Source organism: Nocardia sp. NPDC051052, from assembly GCF_044456045.1.
Classification (GTDB): Bacteria; Actinomycetota; Actinomycetes; order Mycobacteriales; family Mycobacteriaceae; genus Nocardia.
The window spans coordinates 1-18,721 of record NZ_JBITFL010000019.1; the positions used below are offsets into that span (position 1 = coordinate 1).

The 18,721-nt window shown below is 68.5% G+C and carries 15 protein-coding genes; 3 read left to right on the forward strand and 12 right to left on the reverse strand.

Annotated features, from left to right (window positions below):
• Positions 1–464 precede the first annotated feature (464 nt).
• The 5 genes from ACIBCN_RS40375 to ACIBCN_RS40395 form a co-directional block, all read right to left on the reverse strand.
• Positions 465–1,469 carry a cation diffusion facilitator family transporter gene (locus ACIBCN_RS40375; protein ID WP_396997623.1) on the reverse strand — a complete coding sequence of 335 codons (1,005 nt, stop codon included), beginning with the start codon at positions 1,467–1,469 and terminating at the stop codon, positions 465–467.
• Positions 1,470–1,600: 131 nt separating this feature from the next.
• Positions 1,601–2,641 (reverse strand): alpha/beta hydrolase, encoded by a 1,041-nt coding sequence (locus tag ACIBCN_RS40380; protein ID WP_396997821.1) that lies wholly within the window; start codon positions 2,639–2,641, stop codon positions 1,601–1,603.
• A 247-nt stretch (positions 2,642–2,888) separates the two neighbouring features.
• Positions 2,889–4,103 carry a sugar ABC transporter permease gene (locus tag ACIBCN_RS40385; RefSeq protein ID WP_396997625.1) on the reverse strand — a complete coding sequence of 405 codons (1,215 nt, stop codon included), beginning with the start codon at positions 4,101–4,103 and terminating at the stop codon, positions 2,889–2,891.
• Between the two features lie 73 nt (positions 4,104–4,176).
• Entirely contained in the window at positions 4,177–4,914 is a 738-nt protein-coding gene (locus ACIBCN_RS40390) for an ATP-binding cassette domain-containing protein (RefSeq protein WP_396997627.1), read from the reverse strand.
• Positions 4,911–5,993 (reverse strand): sugar ABC transporter substrate-binding protein, encoded by a 1,083-nt coding sequence (locus ACIBCN_RS40395; protein ID WP_396997629.1) that lies wholly within the window; start codon positions 5,991–5,993, stop codon positions 4,911–4,913. The genes ACIBCN_RS40390 and ACIBCN_RS40395 overlap by 4 nt, the downstream gene beginning before the upstream one ends.
• Positions 5,994–6,096: 103 nt before the next feature.
• Between ACIBCN_RS40395 and ACIBCN_RS40400 the strand changes: the two genes are divergently transcribed.
• Positions 6,097–7,272, forward strand: a complete 1,176-nt coding sequence (locus tag ACIBCN_RS40400; protein WP_396997630.1) for an ROK family protein — start codon at positions 6,097–6,099, stop codon at positions 7,270–7,272.
• Between the two features lie 6 nt (positions 7,273–7,278).
• Here ACIBCN_RS40400 and ACIBCN_RS40405 read toward each other — a convergent pair whose 3' ends face one another.
• From ACIBCN_RS40405 to ACIBCN_RS40430, 6 genes are all read right to left on the reverse strand, one after another.
• Positions 7,279–7,821: a hypothetical protein gene (locus tag ACIBCN_RS40405; protein ID WP_396997632.1), complete on the reverse strand. Its 543-nt coding sequence runs from the start codon at positions 7,819–7,821 to the stop codon at positions 7,279–7,281.
• 43 nt (positions 7,822–7,864) lie between these two features.
• Positions 7,865–8,149 carry a hypothetical protein gene (locus ACIBCN_RS40410; RefSeq protein ID WP_396997634.1) on the reverse strand — a complete coding sequence of 95 codons (285 nt, stop codon included), beginning with the start codon at positions 8,147–8,149 and terminating at the stop codon, positions 7,865–7,867.
• Between the two features lie 30 nt (positions 8,150–8,179).
• Positions 8,180–8,707, reverse strand: a complete 528-nt coding sequence (locus ACIBCN_RS40415) for a hypothetical protein (RefSeq protein WP_396997636.1) — start codon at positions 8,705–8,707, stop codon at positions 8,180–8,182.
• A 50-nt stretch (positions 8,708–8,757) separates the two neighbouring features.
• The gene (locus ACIBCN_RS40420) at positions 8,758–13,266 is read right to left on the reverse strand and encodes a hypothetical protein (protein WP_396997638.1); all 4,509 of its coding nucleotides are present in this window, start codon (positions 13,264–13,266) and stop codon (positions 8,758–8,760) included.
• Positions 13,267–13,389: 123 nt separating this feature from the next.
• A complete protein-coding gene (locus ACIBCN_RS40425; RefSeq protein ID WP_396997640.1) occupies positions 13,390–13,725 on the reverse strand; it encodes a hypothetical protein in 336 nt (111 codons plus the stop codon).
• Positions 13,726–13,962: 237 nt separating this feature from the next.
• On the reverse strand, positions 13,963–15,318 hold the full coding sequence (locus ACIBCN_RS40430) for a flavin monoamine oxidase family protein (RefSeq protein WP_396997642.1): 1,356 nt from the start codon (positions 15,316–15,318) through the stop codon (positions 13,963–13,965).
• A 489-nt stretch (positions 15,319–15,807) separates the two neighbouring features.
• Between ACIBCN_RS40430 and ACIBCN_RS40435 the strand changes: the two genes are divergently transcribed.
• Entirely contained in the window at positions 15,808–16,596 is a 789-nt protein-coding gene (locus ACIBCN_RS40435) for a CPBP family intramembrane glutamic endopeptidase (RefSeq protein WP_396997643.1), read from the forward strand.
• Positions 16,597–16,638: 42 nt separating this feature from the next.
• Positions 16,639–18,000 carry a DUF2252 domain-containing protein gene (locus ACIBCN_RS40440; RefSeq protein ID WP_396997645.1) on the forward strand — a complete coding sequence of 454 codons (1,362 nt, stop codon included), beginning with the start codon at positions 16,639–16,641 and terminating at the stop codon, positions 17,998–18,000.
• 3 nt (positions 18,001–18,003) lie between these two features.
• Here the strand turns inward: ACIBCN_RS40440 and ACIBCN_RS40445 are convergent, their stop codons facing one another.
• Positions 18,004–18,504, reverse strand: a complete 501-nt coding sequence (locus ACIBCN_RS40445; RefSeq protein ID WP_396997646.1) for a CGNR zinc finger domain-containing protein — start codon at positions 18,502–18,504, stop codon at positions 18,004–18,006.
• Between the last annotated feature and the right edge of the window lie 217 nt (positions 18,505–18,721).

Consider the following 18,721-nt stretch of genomic DNA (forward strand, 5'->3'; position numbering starts at 1 on the left):
CGGCTAGGTTCTGGCCCGAGGATCGGGCTGTCGCTGCTTGGGTCTGCTCTGCGGTGGTGAAACCTGCTGGTATACGGGGGGATTCACAGACCCCCATACCTCCCACAGACACCTCACGTGAGGTGTCTGTGGGAGGTATGGGGGGTCTGTGGGTTCGGCGCGTGCGCTTCGATGGACCGGATCAGCGCCACCGGTCGCAGACCCTGACTGTCAACGGCCAAGGAACCCGCACCCTCCCGAAATCCGCACCCTCCCTGGGGATCTGCACTCGCTTTAGGGTCTTGGAGGCAGTGCGGATCCCTAGAGACAGTGCGGATCTCGACCGTTTCAGGTCCCTACCCCGGGATGGCCTTCGAGGTGCATCCCGCCGGACCGCCCAAGATCCGCACTCCTTCTCGGGAGCTGCACCTTTTCTGGGGAACCCCGAAAGGGCGGATCACATGGGCGGGTGGGGATTTGGGGTCCTAGGCGCGTTCGCGGTGGACTGGGCCGTGGGAGTCGTCGCAGTGTTCTTCGAGGACCGGGAGTAGGCGGTCGGGGTTGGGGGGTGGGGTGGTGGAGATCAGTTGGGAGTGGTCGACCTGGAGGGTGGTGTGGGTGATTTCGTAGTCGTGGTCGAGGAGGCGTTCGATTTGCTGGCGTAGGCCGTGGCAGTCGGCGCCGGGCTGGACGAGGACGTGGGCGGAGAGGGCGACGTTGCCGGAGGTGATCTGCCAGACGTGCAGGTCGTGCACCTCGTCGATGCCGGGCATCTCGACGAGACGGCGGCCGAGGGCGTCCGGGTCTACGCCGGCGGGTGCGGCTTCCAAGAAGATGCGGCCCGACTCGCGGACCAGGCCGAGGCCGGCCTTCACCATCAGCGCGACGACGACCAGGGTGGCGATCGCGTCGGCACGGGTGAATCCGGTGACCAGCACGACGACGCCAGCGACGGCGGTCGCGATGAAGCCGTACAGATCGTTGAGCACGTGTTGGAACGCGCCCTCCACATTCAAGCTGGAGCGGTTCGCCTTGCTGATCGCCCATGCCGCGGCAATATTCACCACGATGCCGAAGAGCGCGGTGGCGACCACCAGCCCACCGGTCACCTCCGGCGGATCGAGCAGCCGTCGAATGGCCTCGTAGGTCAGCCAGCCCGCGAGCACCAGCAGCGTGATGCCGTTCGCCTGCGCGGACAGGATCTCGGCGCGCTTGAAGCCGTAGGTGTATTTGCCGCGCGCGGGGCGGGCGGCGAGCCGAATCGCGGTGAGCGCGAGCACGATCGACGCCGCGTCGGTCAGCATGTGTGCCGCGTCCGAGAGCAGGGCCAGCGAATTCGCCAGCAGGCCGATCACGACCTCGACCATCATGAACCCGGCGATCAGCGCCAGCGCGACCGTCAGCCAGCGGCGATCGGCGTCACCGGACACCCCGTGCGAGTGTCCGTGGCCGCCGCCATGGCTGTGCCCGTGCTCGTGTTCATGTCCCATTAGCCGCCCGCTTTCATCACCGCCACGTATGCGCATATCTGCATCTGTTCGACCACTTTAGCCCACCCTGTGCCGACCGCAGCCTACTACGTCGGATGACCTAGATCACAGGGCTGCGGTCGGCGGGTGCGTCAGCTGTAGAGCCCCTTGGCGAGCACCGGCCAGGAGGCGACGAACGCGTCCTGCCAGTAGCCCCACGAGTGCGTGCCAGTCGGCGTGAAGTCGAAGGTGGCCGGGATACCCAGCTGGTCCAACCGGAATTGCAGGTTCGCCGAGCACATCCGGATGCCCGCCTCGATCGCGCCGCCGACCACCAGCTGGTCGGCCCACTGCGAGACGCCGGGCTTGATCTGGAACGGCCCGTCGAGCGTGTCGTGCGCGCCGGGCAGGCCGCTGCCGCTGGAGACGAACAGGTTCACGCCGCGCAGTTTGTCCGCGTGCACGAGCGGGTCGTTGGCCACCCACGCCGGATCGCCGGGCGGACCCCACATGTTGGCGACGGTGCCGCCACCGCGTTCCACCGTCATCTGCACGAAGGCCTGACCGATCGGGTCGCTGGTCTGCGCGCAGCCACTGTAGGAGGCGACGCTGCGATACAGCTCGGGCTTCGCGATCGACAGCGCGAGGACCGAGGTGCCCGCCATCGACAGTCCCGCGATCGCATTCACCTTGTTGGTGCTGAGCGCCGCATCGATCAGCGGCGGCAATTCCTCGGTGAGGTAGGTCTTCCACTTGTTGGGGCCGAGTACCGGATCGTCCTCGAGCCAGTCGGTGTAATAGCTGAACTGCCCGCCGACCGGCTGGACCACGTTGATGTTCTTGTCCGACAGGAAGTCGAGGACATTGGTGCGCAGCTGCCAGCTGGCATCGTCGACACCGCCGCCCGCGCCGTTCAGCAGATACAGCGTCGGCCGGGCTTGCGAGGTGTCGGCGGGCCGCTGAATGTCGACCGGGAAGGTCGCGCCCTCCATCGCCGTCGACCGCACCCAGATCCGAATGTTGCGTCCGTCGGGCTCCTCCACCCGCGCGATCACCGACCCGTCGGGCGCCGCGGGCGTATCAACCCACTGCGCGCTCGTCGCCGTCGCCTGCGCCGGTGCCCCGGCCGCGATGCCGACGCCGAGACACAGCGACGCCGCGAGCACTACCGCCCGAGCCCGAACCACCCACATCGATCTGCGATCCACGAACACACTCCCAAAACCCCGACCCACACGGCACCGAACTCGAAAAGAACTTCCCCACCGTGTCGGTCGTTTGCCCAGGTCTGTTACTGGATGTTCGCTGGGACACACCACAGCGGCGGCCTCCGTGCGCTGCGCACACGAAGGCCGCCGCAAGTTCAGGAGCGCCTGGACGCGGGACAACCCTGCCGCGCCCAGGCGCCCTCCGACGGGCGATGGTGAGATCGCCCTCCGCTCAGCGCGCTCCCTCGGCGCCGCGTCGCGCGACCGAGTCGATGGCGACCGAGATCGCGAGCACGGCGCCGGTGACCATGAAGCGCACCGAGGAGTCCACGTTGAGCAGCAGCATTCCGTTCGTAATCGATTGTATGACAAGGATTCCCAACAGCGCGGCGTAGGCGCGGCCGCGTCCGCCGAACAGGCTGGTGCCACCGATCACGGCGGCGGCGATCGCGTTGAGCAAGATGTCGCTGCCGCCGGAACTCTGGTTGACCGCGACCAGCCGGGAAGCGGCGAGGATGCCGCCGAGGGTGGCCAGCACGGAGCAGCCGACGAAGGCGTAGATGCGGATCGCGGTGACGTTGATGCCTGCCCGGCGGGCCGCCTCGGCATTGCCGCCGACCGCGTACATGCGGCGGCCGAAGACCGTGCGCCGCAGGATCAGGTCGAGGGCGAGGACAAGTCCGCCGAAGATCACCAGGGTCAGTGGCACGCCGCGATCGGAATTCAGCACGACCACGGTGATGCCGAGCAGCACGGCCAACCCGCCGGAACGCACCACGATCCAGACCGGCGTTGGTGCGTCGAGCCCCGCGTGCACCCGTTGATGCCGGGTGACCAGGCTCGCGACGAGGTGTCCGCCCGCGAGCAACACCACCAGCAGCCAGCCGAGAACGGACGGCAGCCAGGTGTCGCTGATGGTGGCGATGCCGCGATCGAACGGCAGGTTGACGGTGCCTTCCTTGCCGAGCAGATACAGCATCATGCCCTGCCAGCCGATCAGGCCGGCCAGCGTCACGACGAACGACGGCATGCTCAGCATCGTGCGCATGAGCCCGTGCAGCAGGCCGATCGCGGCACCGACCGCGACGGCCGCGAGGACCGCGAGCACGACATTCCAGCCGTGCCGCACGTAGAGCAGCGTCATTGTCACGGCCGTCAAGCCGCTGACCGAGCCGGCGGAGAGGTCGATCTCGCCGAGCAGCAGCACCAGCACGATGCCGAGCGCGATGGTTCCGGTGGCGGCCATCTGCAGAGCCAGGTTGGTGAGGTTCTCCGCGGACAGGAAGTGGGCGTTGAGCCGGTAGAACACGATGCCGATGATGGCCAGACCGATTGCCACCGGTACCGATCCGACCTCGCCGCGACGTAGCCGGTCCATTGCGGCGTCGGCTAAGCCGCGTCCTTGGTTTCCCTGCCAGACAGTTCTTTTCATGACGACGTCACTCATGACTCCACCTGGCTGGCGCTCGGTTCCGTCATAAGCGACGCACGCTGTGACATGATTCGTTCGCTTCGCTCTCTCATGCGGCCGCTCCCGTGATCGCTGCCACAATATCTTCTTGAGTCGCTGTAGCGGTCTCGAATTCTCCTGCGTTCCGGCCGAGCCGCAACACCACCACGCGGTCGCTGACCGAGCGCACATCGACCAGGTTGTGCGAAATCAACAGCACTCCGAGGCCGCGCTCGCGCAATCGGCCGATCAACGCGAGTACCTGCGCGGTCTGTTCGACCCCGAGCGCCGCGGTCGGCTCGTCGAGAATCACCATCCGCGGCCGCCCGAGCAGCGCTCGTGCGATGGCGACCGACTGCCGCTGCCCGCCGGACAACGCGGACACCGGCGAGCGGACGTCTTTGATCTTCACGTCGAGCGAGGCGAGCAGGTCGCGGGCGCTGCGTTCCATCTCGATCTCGTCGAGCACGCTGCAAATGCTGGTCTCCGCACCGAGATGCAGGTTGGCGACGACGTCGAGGTTGTCGCACAGCGCGAGATCCTGGAACACGGTCGTGATGCCGAGGGCCTGCGCGTCCTGCGGGCGGGTGATCCGCACCGCCGCACCGCCGAAGACGATCTCGCCCTCGTCGGCCACTGTCACGCCCGAAATCGCCTTTACCAGAGTCGATTTGCCCGCGCCGTTGTCGCCGACCAGGGCGACCACCTCACCGGCGTGCACCTCGAGATCCGCGCCGTCCAGCGCCTGCACCGCGCCGTAGCGCTTGGTCAGCCCGCGGGCCGAGAGAACCGTTGTGGGAGCTGTCATTTGATGCCCGCGGCCTGGCATGCCGCCGCCACGTCGGGCGTGCAGATATCGGCGACGGTGTATAGGCCGTCCTTGACGATGGTGTCCTTGATGTTGTCCTTGCCGACCGCGATCGCGTCGAGCAGATACGACGGGATGTCGGTCGCGCCATTGTTGGTTTTCGCGGGCGCCGTCGGCTTTTCGCCCTTCGCGACGGCCACCGCGAGTTCGGCCGCCTTCTCCGCCTGGGCGCGGTAGTCGAGGTAGATGGTCATGGTCTGCTCGCCGGTCAGAATCCGTTGCACCCCAGCGAGTTCCGCGTCCTGGCCGGTGAGCGGGGGCAACGTCGCGTAGCCTGCCCGCTTCAGCGCCGCGATGGCTCCGCCCGCCATGCCGTCGTTGGCCGAGTACACGCCGACGATCGCGTCCTTGCCGAGTGCGGTGATGGCCTGTTCCATCTGCTGCTGCGCCTTGTCGGGAGACCAATCGGGAGTGTCGAATTCGCGCCCGATCTTCACCTTGCCGTCCAGCGCCTCGTGCGCGCCCTTCTTGTAGTCGCCCGCGCTGGGATCGGTCGGCGATCCATTGATCACCACCAGCTGGCCCTTGTCGGCGGTGCCGCGCTTGCTCAACTCGGCGAGCAGGGCCTCGCCCTGCACCCTGCCGACCTTCACATTGTCGAAGGACACGTAGTACTCGTAGCCGATGCCGGAGATCAGCCGGTCGTAGGCGATCACCGGGATCTTCTTCTGCCGCGCCGTGTTCACCTGTGGCGCAACGGCATCGGCGTTGACCGCGTCGAAGACGATGACGTCGGCGCCCTGGGTGAGCGCGGATTCGAACTGGCCCTGCTGTTTTGCCGCGTCTTGATCGGCATTGAAGTAGAGCACCTTGCACTTGTCGCAGAGCTGCTTGACCTTCGCCTCGAACAGCGGACGATCGAAGGCTTCGTAACGGGTGGTCTTGGATTCCGGGAGCAGCAGCGCGATCGTCGGGGTGTCGCCGCCCGATTTCGCGTCTGTGGTGCTGTCGCCGGAGCTACAGCCTGCCGCCAGGACGAGTGCGGCCGCCGCCGCGGTGAGGAGCTGAATTCGACGCATGAGGTCACCGTGCCGAGAGGAGAGTGAGAGCGCCCGGTTGAGCGTTGGTAAGAAAGGTAGTTTACTAACACGGTGGTGTCCAGTGGTACGAGCAGGAGGATTGATGAGTAGGGTCGGCAATCCCCAGCTCCTTCGGACGATGAACGAGCGGTTGCTGCTCGACTACCTGCGGCTTAGCGGGCCTGCCTCGCGCGGTGACCTGGCCAAGGCCAGCGGATTGTCGAAACCGACTGTGTCGGCGGCGCTTTCGGGGCTGGAGCAGGCCGGGCTGGTGCAGTTGGTCGGGTCGCTCAGCGGCAGGCCGGGGCCGACCACCGCACTCTACGACGTGAACGTGCGCGCTGGGGTGGTTGCGGGCATAGACATCGGCCGCAACTGGATTCGCCTCGCCATCGCCGACCTGCGCGGCGATTTCATCGGACGCCGCGATGTGCGCAACTCGGCCCGTTCGGCCGCCGATCTGGTGCGGCGGGTGCGCGCGCTGGCCGACGAGGTCGCCGACGAGTCCGGCGTCGACTGGTCGGCTGTGCACTACGCGGTCATCGGCAGCCCCGGCGTGCTCAATCCGCGCACCGGCCGCCTCGACTACGCCCAGAACCTGCCCGGCTGGGGCCGCGCCGGGCTGGTCGGTCAGCTGCGGGACGCGCTCGCGGTCGAATCGACCATCGAGAACGACATCAATCTCGCCGCCGTCGGCGAGCTCACCTTCGGCGCGGGCGCCGGCGTGCGCAACTTCGTGCTCATCTCGGTCGGCACCGGCGTCGGCATGGGCATCGTGATCAACGGCGAGCTCTATGTCGGCAATACCGGTGCGGCGGGCGAGGTTTCGTTCCTGCCCGCCACCGAGGTCGACGCTCCCCCGCTCGATGCCCGCGAGCGCGGCATGACCGAAACCGTCGCCGCCGCGGGCGGAGTCGCGCGTACGGCCGAGCAGGCCGGTCTCGCAGGGGCTTCCGCGAAGGAGATCTTCACAGCGGCGGCCGCGGGCGACCCACGCGCTCTGGCGGTGGTCGAGTCCGAGGGACGGCGGATCGGCGCGCTCATCACCGCCGTCGCCTCGATCCTGGACCCGGAACTCGTCGTGCTCAGCGGCGGTATCGGCAACAACCTCGAGCTACTCGGCGACGCGATCGCGCGCCGGATGGCCGAACTCGGCCCGCTGCACCCCCGCATCGTCGCCAGCACGCTCGGCGACGATGGGGTCCTCACCGGTGCCGTCTCCCGCGCGCTGTCCGTCGCCAGGGATCGGCTCTTCGAAAGGCGTTCGACGGGAGCTTGATTCGGCTCAGCGGGCGCTGAGCGGTGGACCGTACTGCGGGCCCTTCGGTTCGGCGAACACGGCGGGGCAGGTGCGGCGCATGCGGTCCATGGCGGAGTTCAGGGACGTCAACGCGGCGGTCACCGAGTCGGCAACCGGCTGGGCGGGGTTGCCGTTGTCCAGCACGGAGGCGAAGCCGGACAGTGAGTTGTGCAGTTGACCGCCCGCGGTGGCGACGTCGCGGTAGGCGCTGCCGATGAGCGGGGATCCGATGCGATCGACCGCCGGGTTGAGGGTGTTCGAGACCTGGTTGGACAGCCACATGCCATGGGTGACACGGGTTTTCACGTCGCCGAGGTCGCCGCGAGACGCGGCCGGGCCGAGGCCGTCGAGCTGCTCGGACAGCTGACGGAAGGTGTCGCGCAGGCCCGCGACGGCTTGGCCGCCGAGGGCGCAGTCCGCGGTGTCCGCGTCGGCGACGCGGTCGCGGATCGCGGTGGTCGAGCCGCCACTCGAACACGCGCACAACAGCGCGGCGGCGACCAAGAACAGCACGGCCATGGCGGTCACGCCGAGGGAGGTTGCCCCTCGGCGTGACCGCCGCCTCCGCGCGTTATCCAGCATGGGTCAGCACCGTGAGGACCGCGTTCTGCACGGCGGGCACGAAGGCGAGCGTCATGACGATCGCCATGCCGCACCCCGCCTGTACGTGCCGGTGCCGGTTCCACCACCCGATCGGGGCGGTCCGGGACCGGGTGTTCCACTCGACGCCGTTGGCGACGGCGACCTCATTGCGTTCGTAATAGCCGAACGTGACTGGGGCCGATCGGACGTCGAGCAGACCACCGAGCGCATCGGTGGCGACGCCACCGGAGCCGATGTTTCGCGAATCGAACATGGTGCCAACCCCTTTCGTGCTCGTCGCGGACTACACGTCGATATTGCTGCTCCACGGCCGCATCAGCTCGTCGTAGACCGCCTGAGTGAATTCGCCCTGACCGACCAGGTCGCTCAGCACCGACGCGGTGACGGCCTGACCGACCACGGTTACCGCGCCGATCGAGCCGAACGACTCGAGCAGCCCGCTCAGGTCACCCGGTGCGCCCGCCGCGGTTGGCGAGACGGCCTGACCGGCGATCATGCCCGCGAGCTGCACGTTGCGGGATCGCCCGAAGGCCTTGGCCGTCGCGGCCGCGATGTTCAACGGATGCGACGCCACCGTCTGGGCATTCGCACCCATGCCGAGCCCGGCCAGCAGGCCACTGAGGCCGCCTTCCATGCCTGCGCCGTTGGACAGGGCCGAAACCTTGTCCTGCATCAGCTTCTTCGCCGCCGCGTTCAGCTTTTCCCGTTCCTCGGCGGTCAACTGGCCGGAGCGCTCGATGATGCGGACCGCGTCCTGCCACTGCGGGCCGTAGAGGTACTCCAGGTGCAGGGTTTCGGTGGCGTTCGTCATGTCTGATCTCCTTGGCTAGAGCTGGATGGCTTGGCACAGAGCAGGATTCGTCACAGTGAGATGCTGACGAGGCGCGAGGCGCGATCGTGCGCCACCGCTTCGGCGGCCCCCTTTCCGGTGTAGGGCAGGTCGGCGAACGCGACCGGCGCGGGGGCAGGGGTGCTCGGCAGTGGAGCGAGCAGTCGCTGTAGCGAGGCCGCCAGTTGCTCCAGGCTCGGGTCGTCGGGAATGTCGTCGAGGAACTGCGTTCCGGTCGCGGCGGTCCCGCCGCCCGAAGCACCCAGCGGCCCATTGCGATCCAGTGCGGCCCGGATGCCGGAGATGATGCCGACCCGCGCACCAGGGGTGAGCAGCACGGCGAGGGCGAGGGCGAGCGCCACCGCCGCGGCGGCGCCCAGCGCGGCCAGCGGCGCACCGATCAGCGCCGCGAGCCCGACCAGCGGTGCGGCAATCAGCGCGGCCAGACCGACCGCGGCAAGCGGTGCCAGGACCGCCGCCGCCGCGCCGGTCAGCACAGCACCGATCAGCAACTTCGGAATCTCGATCAGCGCGAACAGTCCGAGCGCTGCCAGCGGCAGGCCGATCACCGCGGCCAGCGCTCCACCGGCGAGCAACACCGGAAGAGCAAGCAGCGCAAGCGCACCGACTACGGCGAGCGGCACGCCCACCAGCGCGACCAGTCCGGCCAGCGCACCGCCGACCAGGAGCACCGGAAGTGCGAGCAGGGCAAGCGCACCGAGCGCCAGCGGCAGGCAGATCAGCAGTTTCACCGCGACGAACGCGGCCGCGAGGGCGGCCAGCCCACCGCCGACCAGTAGCACCGGAATGCCGATAATCGCGGCGAGCGCGGCGCCGGCCAGCAAGACCGGAACGGCGACCGCTGCGAGCGCCACACCGGCTACCGCGGCCAGTGCACCGGCGGCCAGCAGCAGCGGAATGGCCAGCAGCGCAACCGCTCCCACCGCCGCCAGCGGCACACCGATCAAGGCGGCCAATCCGACCAGCGCACCACCGATCAGCACGATCGGCAGCGCGAGCAGCGCCAGCGCACCGAGCGCGGCGAGTGGCACACCGACCACGGCGGCCAAGGCCCCACCGATCAACAGCACCGGCAGCGCAAGCAGGGCGAGCGCACCGACCGCGGCCAGGGCCAGCAGCGGAACGATCGCCAGCAGTGCCAGCGGAGCACCGATCGCGAGAATCCCGAGCACCGCTACCGCGAGTGCCGTGGCCCCGGCGACCGCACCGGCTACCAGGGTCACCGCCAGCGCGGCCAATCCGGCCAGCGCGAGGAGCGGCACCGCCACGAGGGCGAGCAGGGCGAGGACCGGCAACGCGAGGACCGCGAGGATCGGAATAGCCACGACGGCAAGCGCGCCGAGTGCGGCAAGCCCGAGCACGGGCAGCGCGACCGCGGCCAGCACCGGTAGCGCGACCACGGCGAGCGCACCGAGAGCGGCCAGGCCGAGCACCGGCGCGGCGAGCAGGGCAAGCACCGGGAGGGCCAGCAGCGCGAGCGCGCCGAGTCCGGCCAAGGCGACCAGCGGCGCGAGTACCGCCGCGACGAGGCCGAGCGTGGCGAAGTCGAGCAGCAGGCTGCCTGCGAACAGCGTGACCGCGAGCGCCGTGGTCACGGCCACCACCGAGACGCCGATGATCGCCGCCAGCACCGGCAGACCGGCGAGCCCGAGCAGGCCGATGCCGATCCCGACGGCCGCGACGACGAGTCCCGCCACCAATACCGGCGACCAGACCGCGAGCAGCGCGAGTGCGATGATCGGCGACAGCGCCGTCGACACCACCACCGCGAACGGCCCGAAGATCAAGAACGGCACCGTGAGCACGGCGGCGAGTGCGAACCCGACCACCGCGACCGCGGCGGTGGCGATCACCGCCGCCACCCCGAGCACGGCCGCGATCAGCCAGCCCGCCGACAGGATCGCGCCGAGCGCGACTCCGCCGACCGCGAGTGTCGCGATCGCCAGCACCGCCATCACCGCGAAGGCCGCGGCCGCGAGCGGCACGGTGATCAGCAGCAACGGCGGGAACAGCGCGGACGCGGCCACGAAAACACCGAGCGCGAGCACGCCGAAGAACACCCAGGCGGCCACCAGGCCGAGTCCGAGCGCCGCGACGAATCCGCCGAGCAGCGTGCTGACCACGGCCACCGTGCCGAGGGTCGCCAGCGTGCCGAGCAGCACCGCGCCGAACAGCAGCGGTATCGCGAGCAGCGCGAGCGGTGCGTTGATCACGATCGCCGCGAACGCCGCGAGGGTCAGCATGACGAACGACAGCACCCCGACGACCAGCCCGCCGGCGAATACCGTGGCGACCACGGCGAGTGCGACCGCGAGGAGGCCGAGCACGATGGCGCCGCCGCCCACCCAGGTCGCCACCACGAACGCCGCGGCGACCGCGCCGATGCCGACGCCCGCGATGATCGAAAAGGCCAGTGCGGCAACCAGAATCAGCGGAATCGCGTAGGGCATGGTGACCATGAACGCGAGCGTCGCGAGCAGTGCCGCACCGGCCAGCGTCGCGATCCCCAGCAGCACCGTCCCGGTCAAGGCGAACACCGAGAACGCGATCAGTCCGAAGCCGCCGAACAGCACCGCGAGCCCGATGGCCGCCGGAATGGCGACCAGGCCGATGAACAGCAGCGGGGCAAGCAGCGGCCCGAGGACCGGGATGGCGAAGACCAGCGCGAGGGTGGCGATCAGTCCGCCGACCACCGCCAGCGCGACGCCCACCGCACCGAGCGCGGCGAACACGATGCCCGCCGCGGCGAGCCCGGCCCAGAACACCGCGGCCGCGACGAGCTGAATCGCGGTCGCCACCACGGCAAGCGCGAACAGCACGGTCACCGCGGCCCCGGCCACCACCGAGAGCACCAGCAACCCGGCGAGCGCCACCACGGCGAGGATCACACCGCCCGCGAGGCCGACCGCGCCGAACGCCACCAGGGCGACGGCCGCGAGTGCGATCACGATCGGAATGGCGATGAGCCCGAACGGAGTCAGCAGCGACAGCAGGCCGACGCCGACAATCAGTGCGGCGGTGGCGAGTCCGGCGACACCGAGCACGCCGAAGAAGGCAACGGCCGTGGCGATGAGGCTGACGACCAGGAAGGCGAGTACGCCGCCGAACAACAGCGGCGCGAGCACCAGGCCGAGGACGGGCACGAAGACGGTGGCCAACAGCGCGGCCACGGCCAGCACGGCGAAGCCGACGATGCTGAAAGCCAGTCCACCGGCCAATGCCAGTACGGCGAGGGCGATTCCGCCGACGATGGCCACCACGATCGCGGCGATGCCACCGACCAGGATGACCGGCGCCAGCACCGAGAACGCGACGATGGCCACCGGAATCGCGATGAGCAGCACCGGAATCGCGATCACCGCCAGCACGATCAGCACCGGGATGGCCAGCACCGCCAGCACCAGGCCGCCGATGATCAGCGCACCGATCACCAACGGCGCCAACACAATCGCGCCGAGTATCACCGCACCGAGGGCGAGTACGGCCGCCACCCCGATGCCGCCGGCGAAGAGCAGCGGCACGATCGCGAGTACCGCGATCACCGGCAGCGCGAGCAGCGGCAGCGCCGCCGGATGCCTGGCATCGGACACCAGACCGCGCACCGCCTCCCGGATCTCGGTGAAGACCGCGCCGATCGCGGCCGCCGGGTTCGAGGCCAGCGCAATCAGCGGCGCGAGGAACGCGAGCACCGGCGCCATGCCCGCGAGTTGGGGCGCGAAGAGGCCGATGACCGGCGCGGCGATCGCGAGCAGTCCGGGCGGCAGTTGCTGGGCGACGGGATCCTGTTGTCCCACCGCCGGAGTGAGCATGTCGCGCAGGCCCTTGACCGGATCGGGTCCGTCTTTGGGGAAGCCGAAGAGCGTGCGTGCCTGGTCGATCAGGTCGTCGATGGCCGGGGTCGTGCCACTGCGGCGCGTGCCGGCCAGCTCGGTGGCCTGCTCGACGAAGGCCAGCAGGTCGTTCACCGGGCCGCGCATCGGACCGTCGGGAAACGTGGTGTTTGCCCAGGTGGCCAGCTGGTCGAGCTGCATGCCCGAACCCGCGATTTGCGCGACAGTTGCCGCAAGGTCGGCGACAGGTGCGGGAACGCGGCCTGCCACCTCGGCGGCGGCCGCGGCGGGGGCACCCAGGCCTGCGCCTCCACCACCGAGCCACTCCGGTCCGGGTGGCGGTGCACCACCGGCGCGATAGGTGTCGATCGCGGAGTTCACCTGGTCACCGAACGGAGTATTCGCACTTGCCGCGCTCGCGGCACCGAGTGCGTCATCGAGCGCGCCTTGCTGGCCGGGATCGAGCACCTGCCCCGCCACATCACCGGCGCCGGACAGCACGCCGTTCAGATCGGCGGGCGGTGGCGGCAACTCGATATCGGCGCTGGCGTGACCGGCGCCGATCATCGCGGTCGCCATCGAGGCGAAAGTGGCTGCGGCGTACATGCCGCGCCGGGACTTCTCGACGCTCTTGCGGTGTTTGGCGGATGCTTTGGTTTCGCGCTGGCGTTCCTTGGTGACTACACGCATTTGGAGCCTCTCCGTGAACCCGTCGCTAGGGACGTGCTGGTTGGATGCGCCCATGGCCCTGGTAGTCGAGAGTTCGCGGGCTCCGGCGCGGCAGGCGATATCGGGGTCGAGTCCCCGCCCGGATCAGACCGGACCGGTTTCGGCCGGGGCGCAATTCGCCCTGGACCAGCCACCATCGGTACCGATGGTGGCGCCGATGTGAGTGTGCGGCATGCCGAGCAGGTCGCGGCAGCGGATGAAGGCGTGCTCGCCGACACCGGAGCCGGGGTCACACGTGACCGTCAGTTCATTGGGTACCGACGAGTCGGTGGTACAGCCGGGCAGGTCCGAGTCCGCGGTAGCCGCGCCGGGCCCGGCGAGCAATCCGCCGACCAGCACTGTGCACAACACCAGCAGCGCGGCCGGGAAGGTGCGACTCAGCCACCCCAGACTTTGCTGAAAATTTGCTGAATGTGCCATGCGGTCCATAGTTCGCCTAGCGCAGAATCTCAGTCAACATAACGGAGATCACTATCCGCCATTCACCGAGGTCAAGAGCGCCTTTTTGGTCCAGGAACAGCGGGGCCCGTCAGGAAAGCGTTAACGGATATATACAGGCATTCTCATTCAGCCTATGATTCAACTCATATTTGGTCATGCGTCCAGTTCGCATCGTCGGACGCCTGGAAACCATAGTCCGACACCGGGATCGGCGCGCTAACCCACGGCGGTAGCCCGATATGCCGCGAGCACCTCACCGGCCGCACGTTCGCCGGAACGGACCGCACCCTCCACGTAGCCGGCCCATTCTGTGGCGGTTTCGCTGCCGGCCCAATGAATCGCGCCGATCGGTTGACGCAGCGCCGAACCGATACTGGTCAGCACACCGGGTGGGAAAAACGCGCCGTACCCGCCACGGGTGTACGGATCGTCGGCCCAGACCTTCTCGCGCCAGTCGATCGGCGCACGCGCCGCATGACCGAAGGCGCGGACGAGCGAGCCGACGATCATCGTCCGGCGTTCGTCGGCGGAGAGCGCGGCGAGGCGATGGGCCGCGCGACCGGGGATGAGGGCGCCGAGGCAGCCTGGGCCGCCGGGGCGGGTGGCATCGAAGGTGACCGGGACCGGATCGTGCAGGTTCAGTGCCTGGCCGGTTAGTCGATCATCGCGCCAAAATGGCCGCTCATAGACGGCGAATGCCTTCAGCACCGACCCCATCGGCATCCGCTGGGTCAGGTGGTCGCGGGCGGCGGGCAGTGGCGGGTCGTAGGCGATCCGACCGGCCAGTGCGGGCGGCAGCGCGACGATCACCTGCGCGGCGCGCACCGCACCGAACTCGCCGCTTACCGAAAGACCTTGCGCCACTTGCTGAATCGAGGTGACCGGAGCGTGCAATCGCAGCACGTCGGCCAGCTCGGCGGCGATCGAACGAGCGGGTCCGTCGGCGCCGTCGACGAACAGTCGGGTGACCGTCTCCGCCGTCGCACCCGCGTCGACGCCACCCGCAGCGCGAATAGTGGTCAGCAGGGCGAGCATCGAGACGCTGCCGACGTCGACGCACAACTCCTCACCGATCATCACCTCGGCGAGATGCCTGGCCCGGCGTTCGGGCAGGTTGCGGCGCAGCCAGGTGGCCGCGGTCATCGCGTCGAGCCGATCAGCGCCCGGGGCGGTCCACGGACGCGCGAGGTCGATGCGCGCGGCCAGCCGCTCGATCCGCCACATGGCCTGCCCGAGAACGACGAGCACGAGCGGCGGCAGCGGCGGCCGCGCGCCGTCGAATGAGTGCCGGACGGCGCCCTCTACCAGCAGATTCGCGCCGTCGGACGGTGCGGCGTACGTCTCGGCGCCGTACTCCCGCGCCAGCGCGGCGAATCGGGTGTGGCCGCCGGAGATCCACTGGGCGCCGAGATCCACGGCCCATTCGTCCGCGATCCGGTCGGTCTGCGCCCGGCCGCCGACCCGCCCGCTGGCCTCCAGCACGACGATCTCGCGTCCGGCCGCCCGCAGCGCCCGCGCCGCGGCCAGTCCCGCATATCCGGCACCGACGACAACCACCTCAGCGTGGTCCATGCCGGCCTCCCGTCACTACACCGTTGAACAACCACTGTTGATCACAGTCCGCCGATGCGCAACCGCTCGACCCGAATTGCCGAACCCGATGTCGCGGTGCCGGATCCCGACCGGTGTCGTCTTCCGTTTCGCGAAGGCGTCCGGCAGGAACCGCCATCCACAGCAAAGCAACGATTACTGTTCTCGGAGAACCTTTCGAGTCCGATCGGCGCGGCCATCGAAATGCTTAACAGCCGTGGACCGAAATGTATTGTGCAGATGACATTTTCAACGATACAACCGTCGTCGGATCAAACCCTTTCGCGCGACCATCGTGAACGGAATGCGAGTTGCGCCATCCGACAGCACAAATCGCATAGCGCTGCATTACATAACAATTGAGCATCCACAAAGGCGAGTTTCGACTTGCACACATAGCGATGCGGTGATGCCGAATTCATGTGCTAATTTCCGGTCATCCTTAACGCCCCCATCGCCGAGAAAGGCGCGATGACTTCACAATCCGTCGAAATTTCGACCAGCGATAAATCGTGGGCGGTCAAAGCCTGGATTCTGCAAACCATCGCCTTTGTCCTGACCTTCGGCGCACCCACGGTTGTCGCCATCGTCTTGCTGGTGCACCGAACCGACCCGCGGTGGACCGGTCTCCCCGCCGACACCTACCGCATCGCGGGCTGGACCGCCTTCCCGTTCGCCGCGCTGGCGCTTTGGGTCGCACACCGCTGGCTGGGTCTGACCGGCGCCGAACTCGGTCTGCGTGCGGGTTCGCGGGCCCGCGCGGGCTTCCTCGGCGCGACGGGCGCGGGCTACCTCGCCATCTGGCTCGGCCTGTTGGGCCTCGGTACCTTCCCCGAATGGGTCACCGGCGAGGACGGCAACCCCCTCGGCGCGATGTCGGCCTGGGACGGCGTGACCTGGAGTCTGCGCGCCGGATTGGTCGAGGAGACCATGCTGCTCGCCTTGCCGATGGCCATCATGCTGCGCCTGCGCTGGGCTTGGCCCGCGCAGCTTGCGGTGCTCATGGCGCTGCGACTACCTTTCCATCTCTACTACGGCCCCGCCGCGATACTGATGGTCCTGGTCTGGTGCGCGCTGCTGCGCTACGCGTACCTGCGCGTGCGGCTGATCTGGCCGTTCATTGCCGCGCACATCCTCTACGACCTGAACGTCGCGGTGATCCCGGTGGGTCCGCTCCGCGCGGCGATCACCCTCGCGATGCTGGTGCTCGGTGTGATCGTCTTCCTGTCCTGGTGGCGCGACCGAGGTCGACACTCCTAGCAAATTTGCTCGACAGTTGCCGTCGGATGACAAACTGGCACGATGGCGGACACCTTGGCGATTGTGGAACGGGGCGCGGCCGAGCTGGGCCGCCGGGCGCGCAAGCGGGTCGGGCGACGCACGCTGGGGATATGGGAGCCGCCCGCCGACCGCGCGGACCCGATCGCCGTGCTCGAACGCCAGGCCGAGACCCGGGTGCCCGAGCTGGTGCCCATCCGATACGCCCGGATGGCCGCCGGCGAATTCCCGTTCCTGCGTGGCGCGCCCGCGATCATGACCGCCGACCTCGCGGCTTCCCCCAACACCGGGCTGACCGTCCAGCTGTGCGGTGACGCGCACCTGTCCAATTTCGGCCTGTTCGCCTCGCCGGAACGCGCGCTGGTCTTCGACCTGAACGATTTCGACGAGACCCTGCCCGGCCCCTTCGAATGGGACGTCAAGCGGCTGGCCGCCAGCATCGCGGTCGCCGCGCGCGCCAACGGCTTCGCCGACACCGACGCCGAGGCCGCGGTCGGCGCCGCGGCCATGGCCTACCGGGAGGCGATGATCCGGCTGTCCGGACTCGGCGAATTGACCGTCTGGTACGAGAAGATCGACGCCGACCAATTGGCGACGCTGGCGCAGAAACCCAAGCGCCGCAAGGGCGTCGAGCAGGCGCTCGCCGAGGCGCGGGCACGCACCAACCTGCAGGCGCTGGAGAAGCTGACCGAGCCCGATGCCGACGGCGTCCCCCGTATCCGGCACCGCCCGCCGCTGCTGATCCCGATCGGGGAGATCGACGCCGCGACGATCCAGAAGGTGTTCAGCGACTATCGCCGCTCCCTGGCCGAGGAGCGCCGGGTGCTGCTCGATCGGCACGAAATGCTCGATCTGGCAGTCAAAGTGGTCGGTGTCGGCAGCGTCGGCACCCGCTGCTTCGTCGCTCTGCTCGCCGGGCGGGTGAATGGCAGCCCGCTGTTTCTGCAGGTGAAGGAGGCCGAGCAGTCGGTGCTCGCGCCACACACCGCGGCGAGCAAGTTCCGTAACCAGGGACATCGAGTGGTGCACGGGCAGCGGCTCATCCAGGCCGCGAGCGACATCTTCCTCGGTTGGGCCAGCGGCGCGGACAATAGGCACTACTACTGGCGCCAGCTGCGCGACATGAAGGGTTCCCCGGTCATCGAGGAAATGTCGCGGTCCTATCTGCGCGACTACGCGGCACTGTGCGGCCATACGCTGGCCCGCGCGCACGCCCGTTCCGGCGACCGGGTCGCTATCGCGTCGTATCTCGGGGCGGGTGACACCTTCGATCGCGCGATGATCGATTTCGCCGTCGCCTATGCCGATCAGACCACGATCGATCACCAAACCCTGCTCGCCGCAATCGAATCCGGCCGGATCGTGGCGGCGGACAAGGCGTATTGAGGCTCAGCTCGCGCGCCGCGACCGATGCTCGGCCACGTGCACCCGGTTCGAGCACTGCGACGAGCAGAAGCGACGCCTGCCATTGCGGGAGGTGTCGATGAAGACGGTGTCACATCCGGCACGGGCGCACCTGCCGATGCGCTCGGGGTCGTCACAGAACAACGTGGCCAGGCCGACGGCGGTGTAGGCCTTGACTCGTTCGTCGACCGGCGCGGTCTCTCGGGCGAAGTGCATATGCGGCATCCGGTCGTCGTGCGTCGAGATATAGGGCTGACTGGTCGTTTTCGCGAGCAACGCGTTGAGCCGATCCACCGTGGGGTGGTCGAACACCGCGCCGAGTTCATCGATCCAGCGGCGTAGTTCCGCGGCCTGGGCCGTATTGAGAGAACCGATCGGTTTGTAATCCGCCGCGGCCAATAACTCCCGCAGATCCTGGCCCCGGCCCGCGTTCACCAGCCGAGCGGCCAGTTCGGCGGCCGCGCCGCCGTAAGGGTTGAAATGCACTAGGTCATTACATCACGCTGTGTGCATGGACCTGACCTGCCCCTCCTGTTCCTGGCCGACACCGACTCTCGTATCCGCGCACGGCTCCGTCCACTACCTGCGCTGCGTGTGTGGTCAGTGGCTGATCGCCGAGCATGGTCTCGTTGTGGCAACGACGGGAAACAGCTCGTTCGGTATGCGCGATGTACCACTGAGCGGCGATGATCCCGAAAGGCCG

Bases quoted from the DNA above. Each gene is read 5' to 3' on its own strand.
- ACIBCN_RS40375 (WP_396997623.1), bottom strand. From the start codon at position 1,469: ATGGGACATGAACACGAGCACGGGCACAGCCATGGCGGCGGCCACGGA.
- ACIBCN_RS40380 (WP_396997821.1), bottom strand. From the start codon at position 2,641: ATGTGGGTGGTTCGGGCTCGGGCGGTAGTGCTCGCGGCGTCGCTGTGT.
- ACIBCN_RS40385 (WP_396997625.1), bottom strand. From the start codon at position 4,103: ATGAGTGACGTCGTCATGAAAAGAACTGTCTGGCAGGGAAACCAAGGA.
- ACIBCN_RS40390 (WP_396997627.1), bottom strand. From the start codon at position 4,914: ATGACAGCTCCCACAACGGTTCTCTCGGCCCGCGGGCTGACCAAGCGC.
- ACIBCN_RS40395 (WP_396997629.1), bottom strand. From the start codon at position 5,993: ATGCGTCGAATTCAGCTCCTCACCGCGGCGGCGGCCGCACTCGTCCTG.
- ACIBCN_RS40400 (WP_396997630.1), top strand. From the start codon at position 6,097: ATGAGTAGGGTCGGCAATCCCCAGCTCCTTCGGACGATGAACGAGCGG.
- ACIBCN_RS40410 (WP_396997634.1), bottom strand. From the start codon at position 8,149: ATGTTCGATTCGCGAAACATCGGCTCCGGTGGCGTCGCCACCGATGCG.
- ACIBCN_RS40415 (WP_396997636.1), bottom strand. From the start codon at position 8,707: ATGACGAACGCCACCGAAACCCTGCACCTGGAGTACCTCTACGGCCCG.
- ACIBCN_RS40420 (WP_396997638.1), bottom strand. From the start codon at position 13,266: ATGCGTGTAGTCACCAAGGAACGCCAGCGCGAAACCAAAGCATCCGCC.
- ACIBCN_RS40425 (WP_396997640.1), bottom strand. From the start codon at position 13,725: ATGGCACATTCAGCAAATTTTCAGCAAAGTCTGGGGTGGCTGAGTCGC.
- ACIBCN_RS40430 (WP_396997642.1), bottom strand. From the start codon at position 15,318: ATGGACCACGCTGAGGTGGTTGTCGTCGGTGCCGGATATGCGGGACTG.
- ACIBCN_RS40435 (WP_396997643.1), top strand. From the start codon at position 15,808: ATGACTTCACAATCCGTCGAAATTTCGACCAGCGATAAATCGTGGGCG.
- ACIBCN_RS40440 (WP_396997645.1), top strand. From the start codon at position 16,639: ATGGCGGACACCTTGGCGATTGTGGAACGGGGCGCGGCCGAGCTGGGC.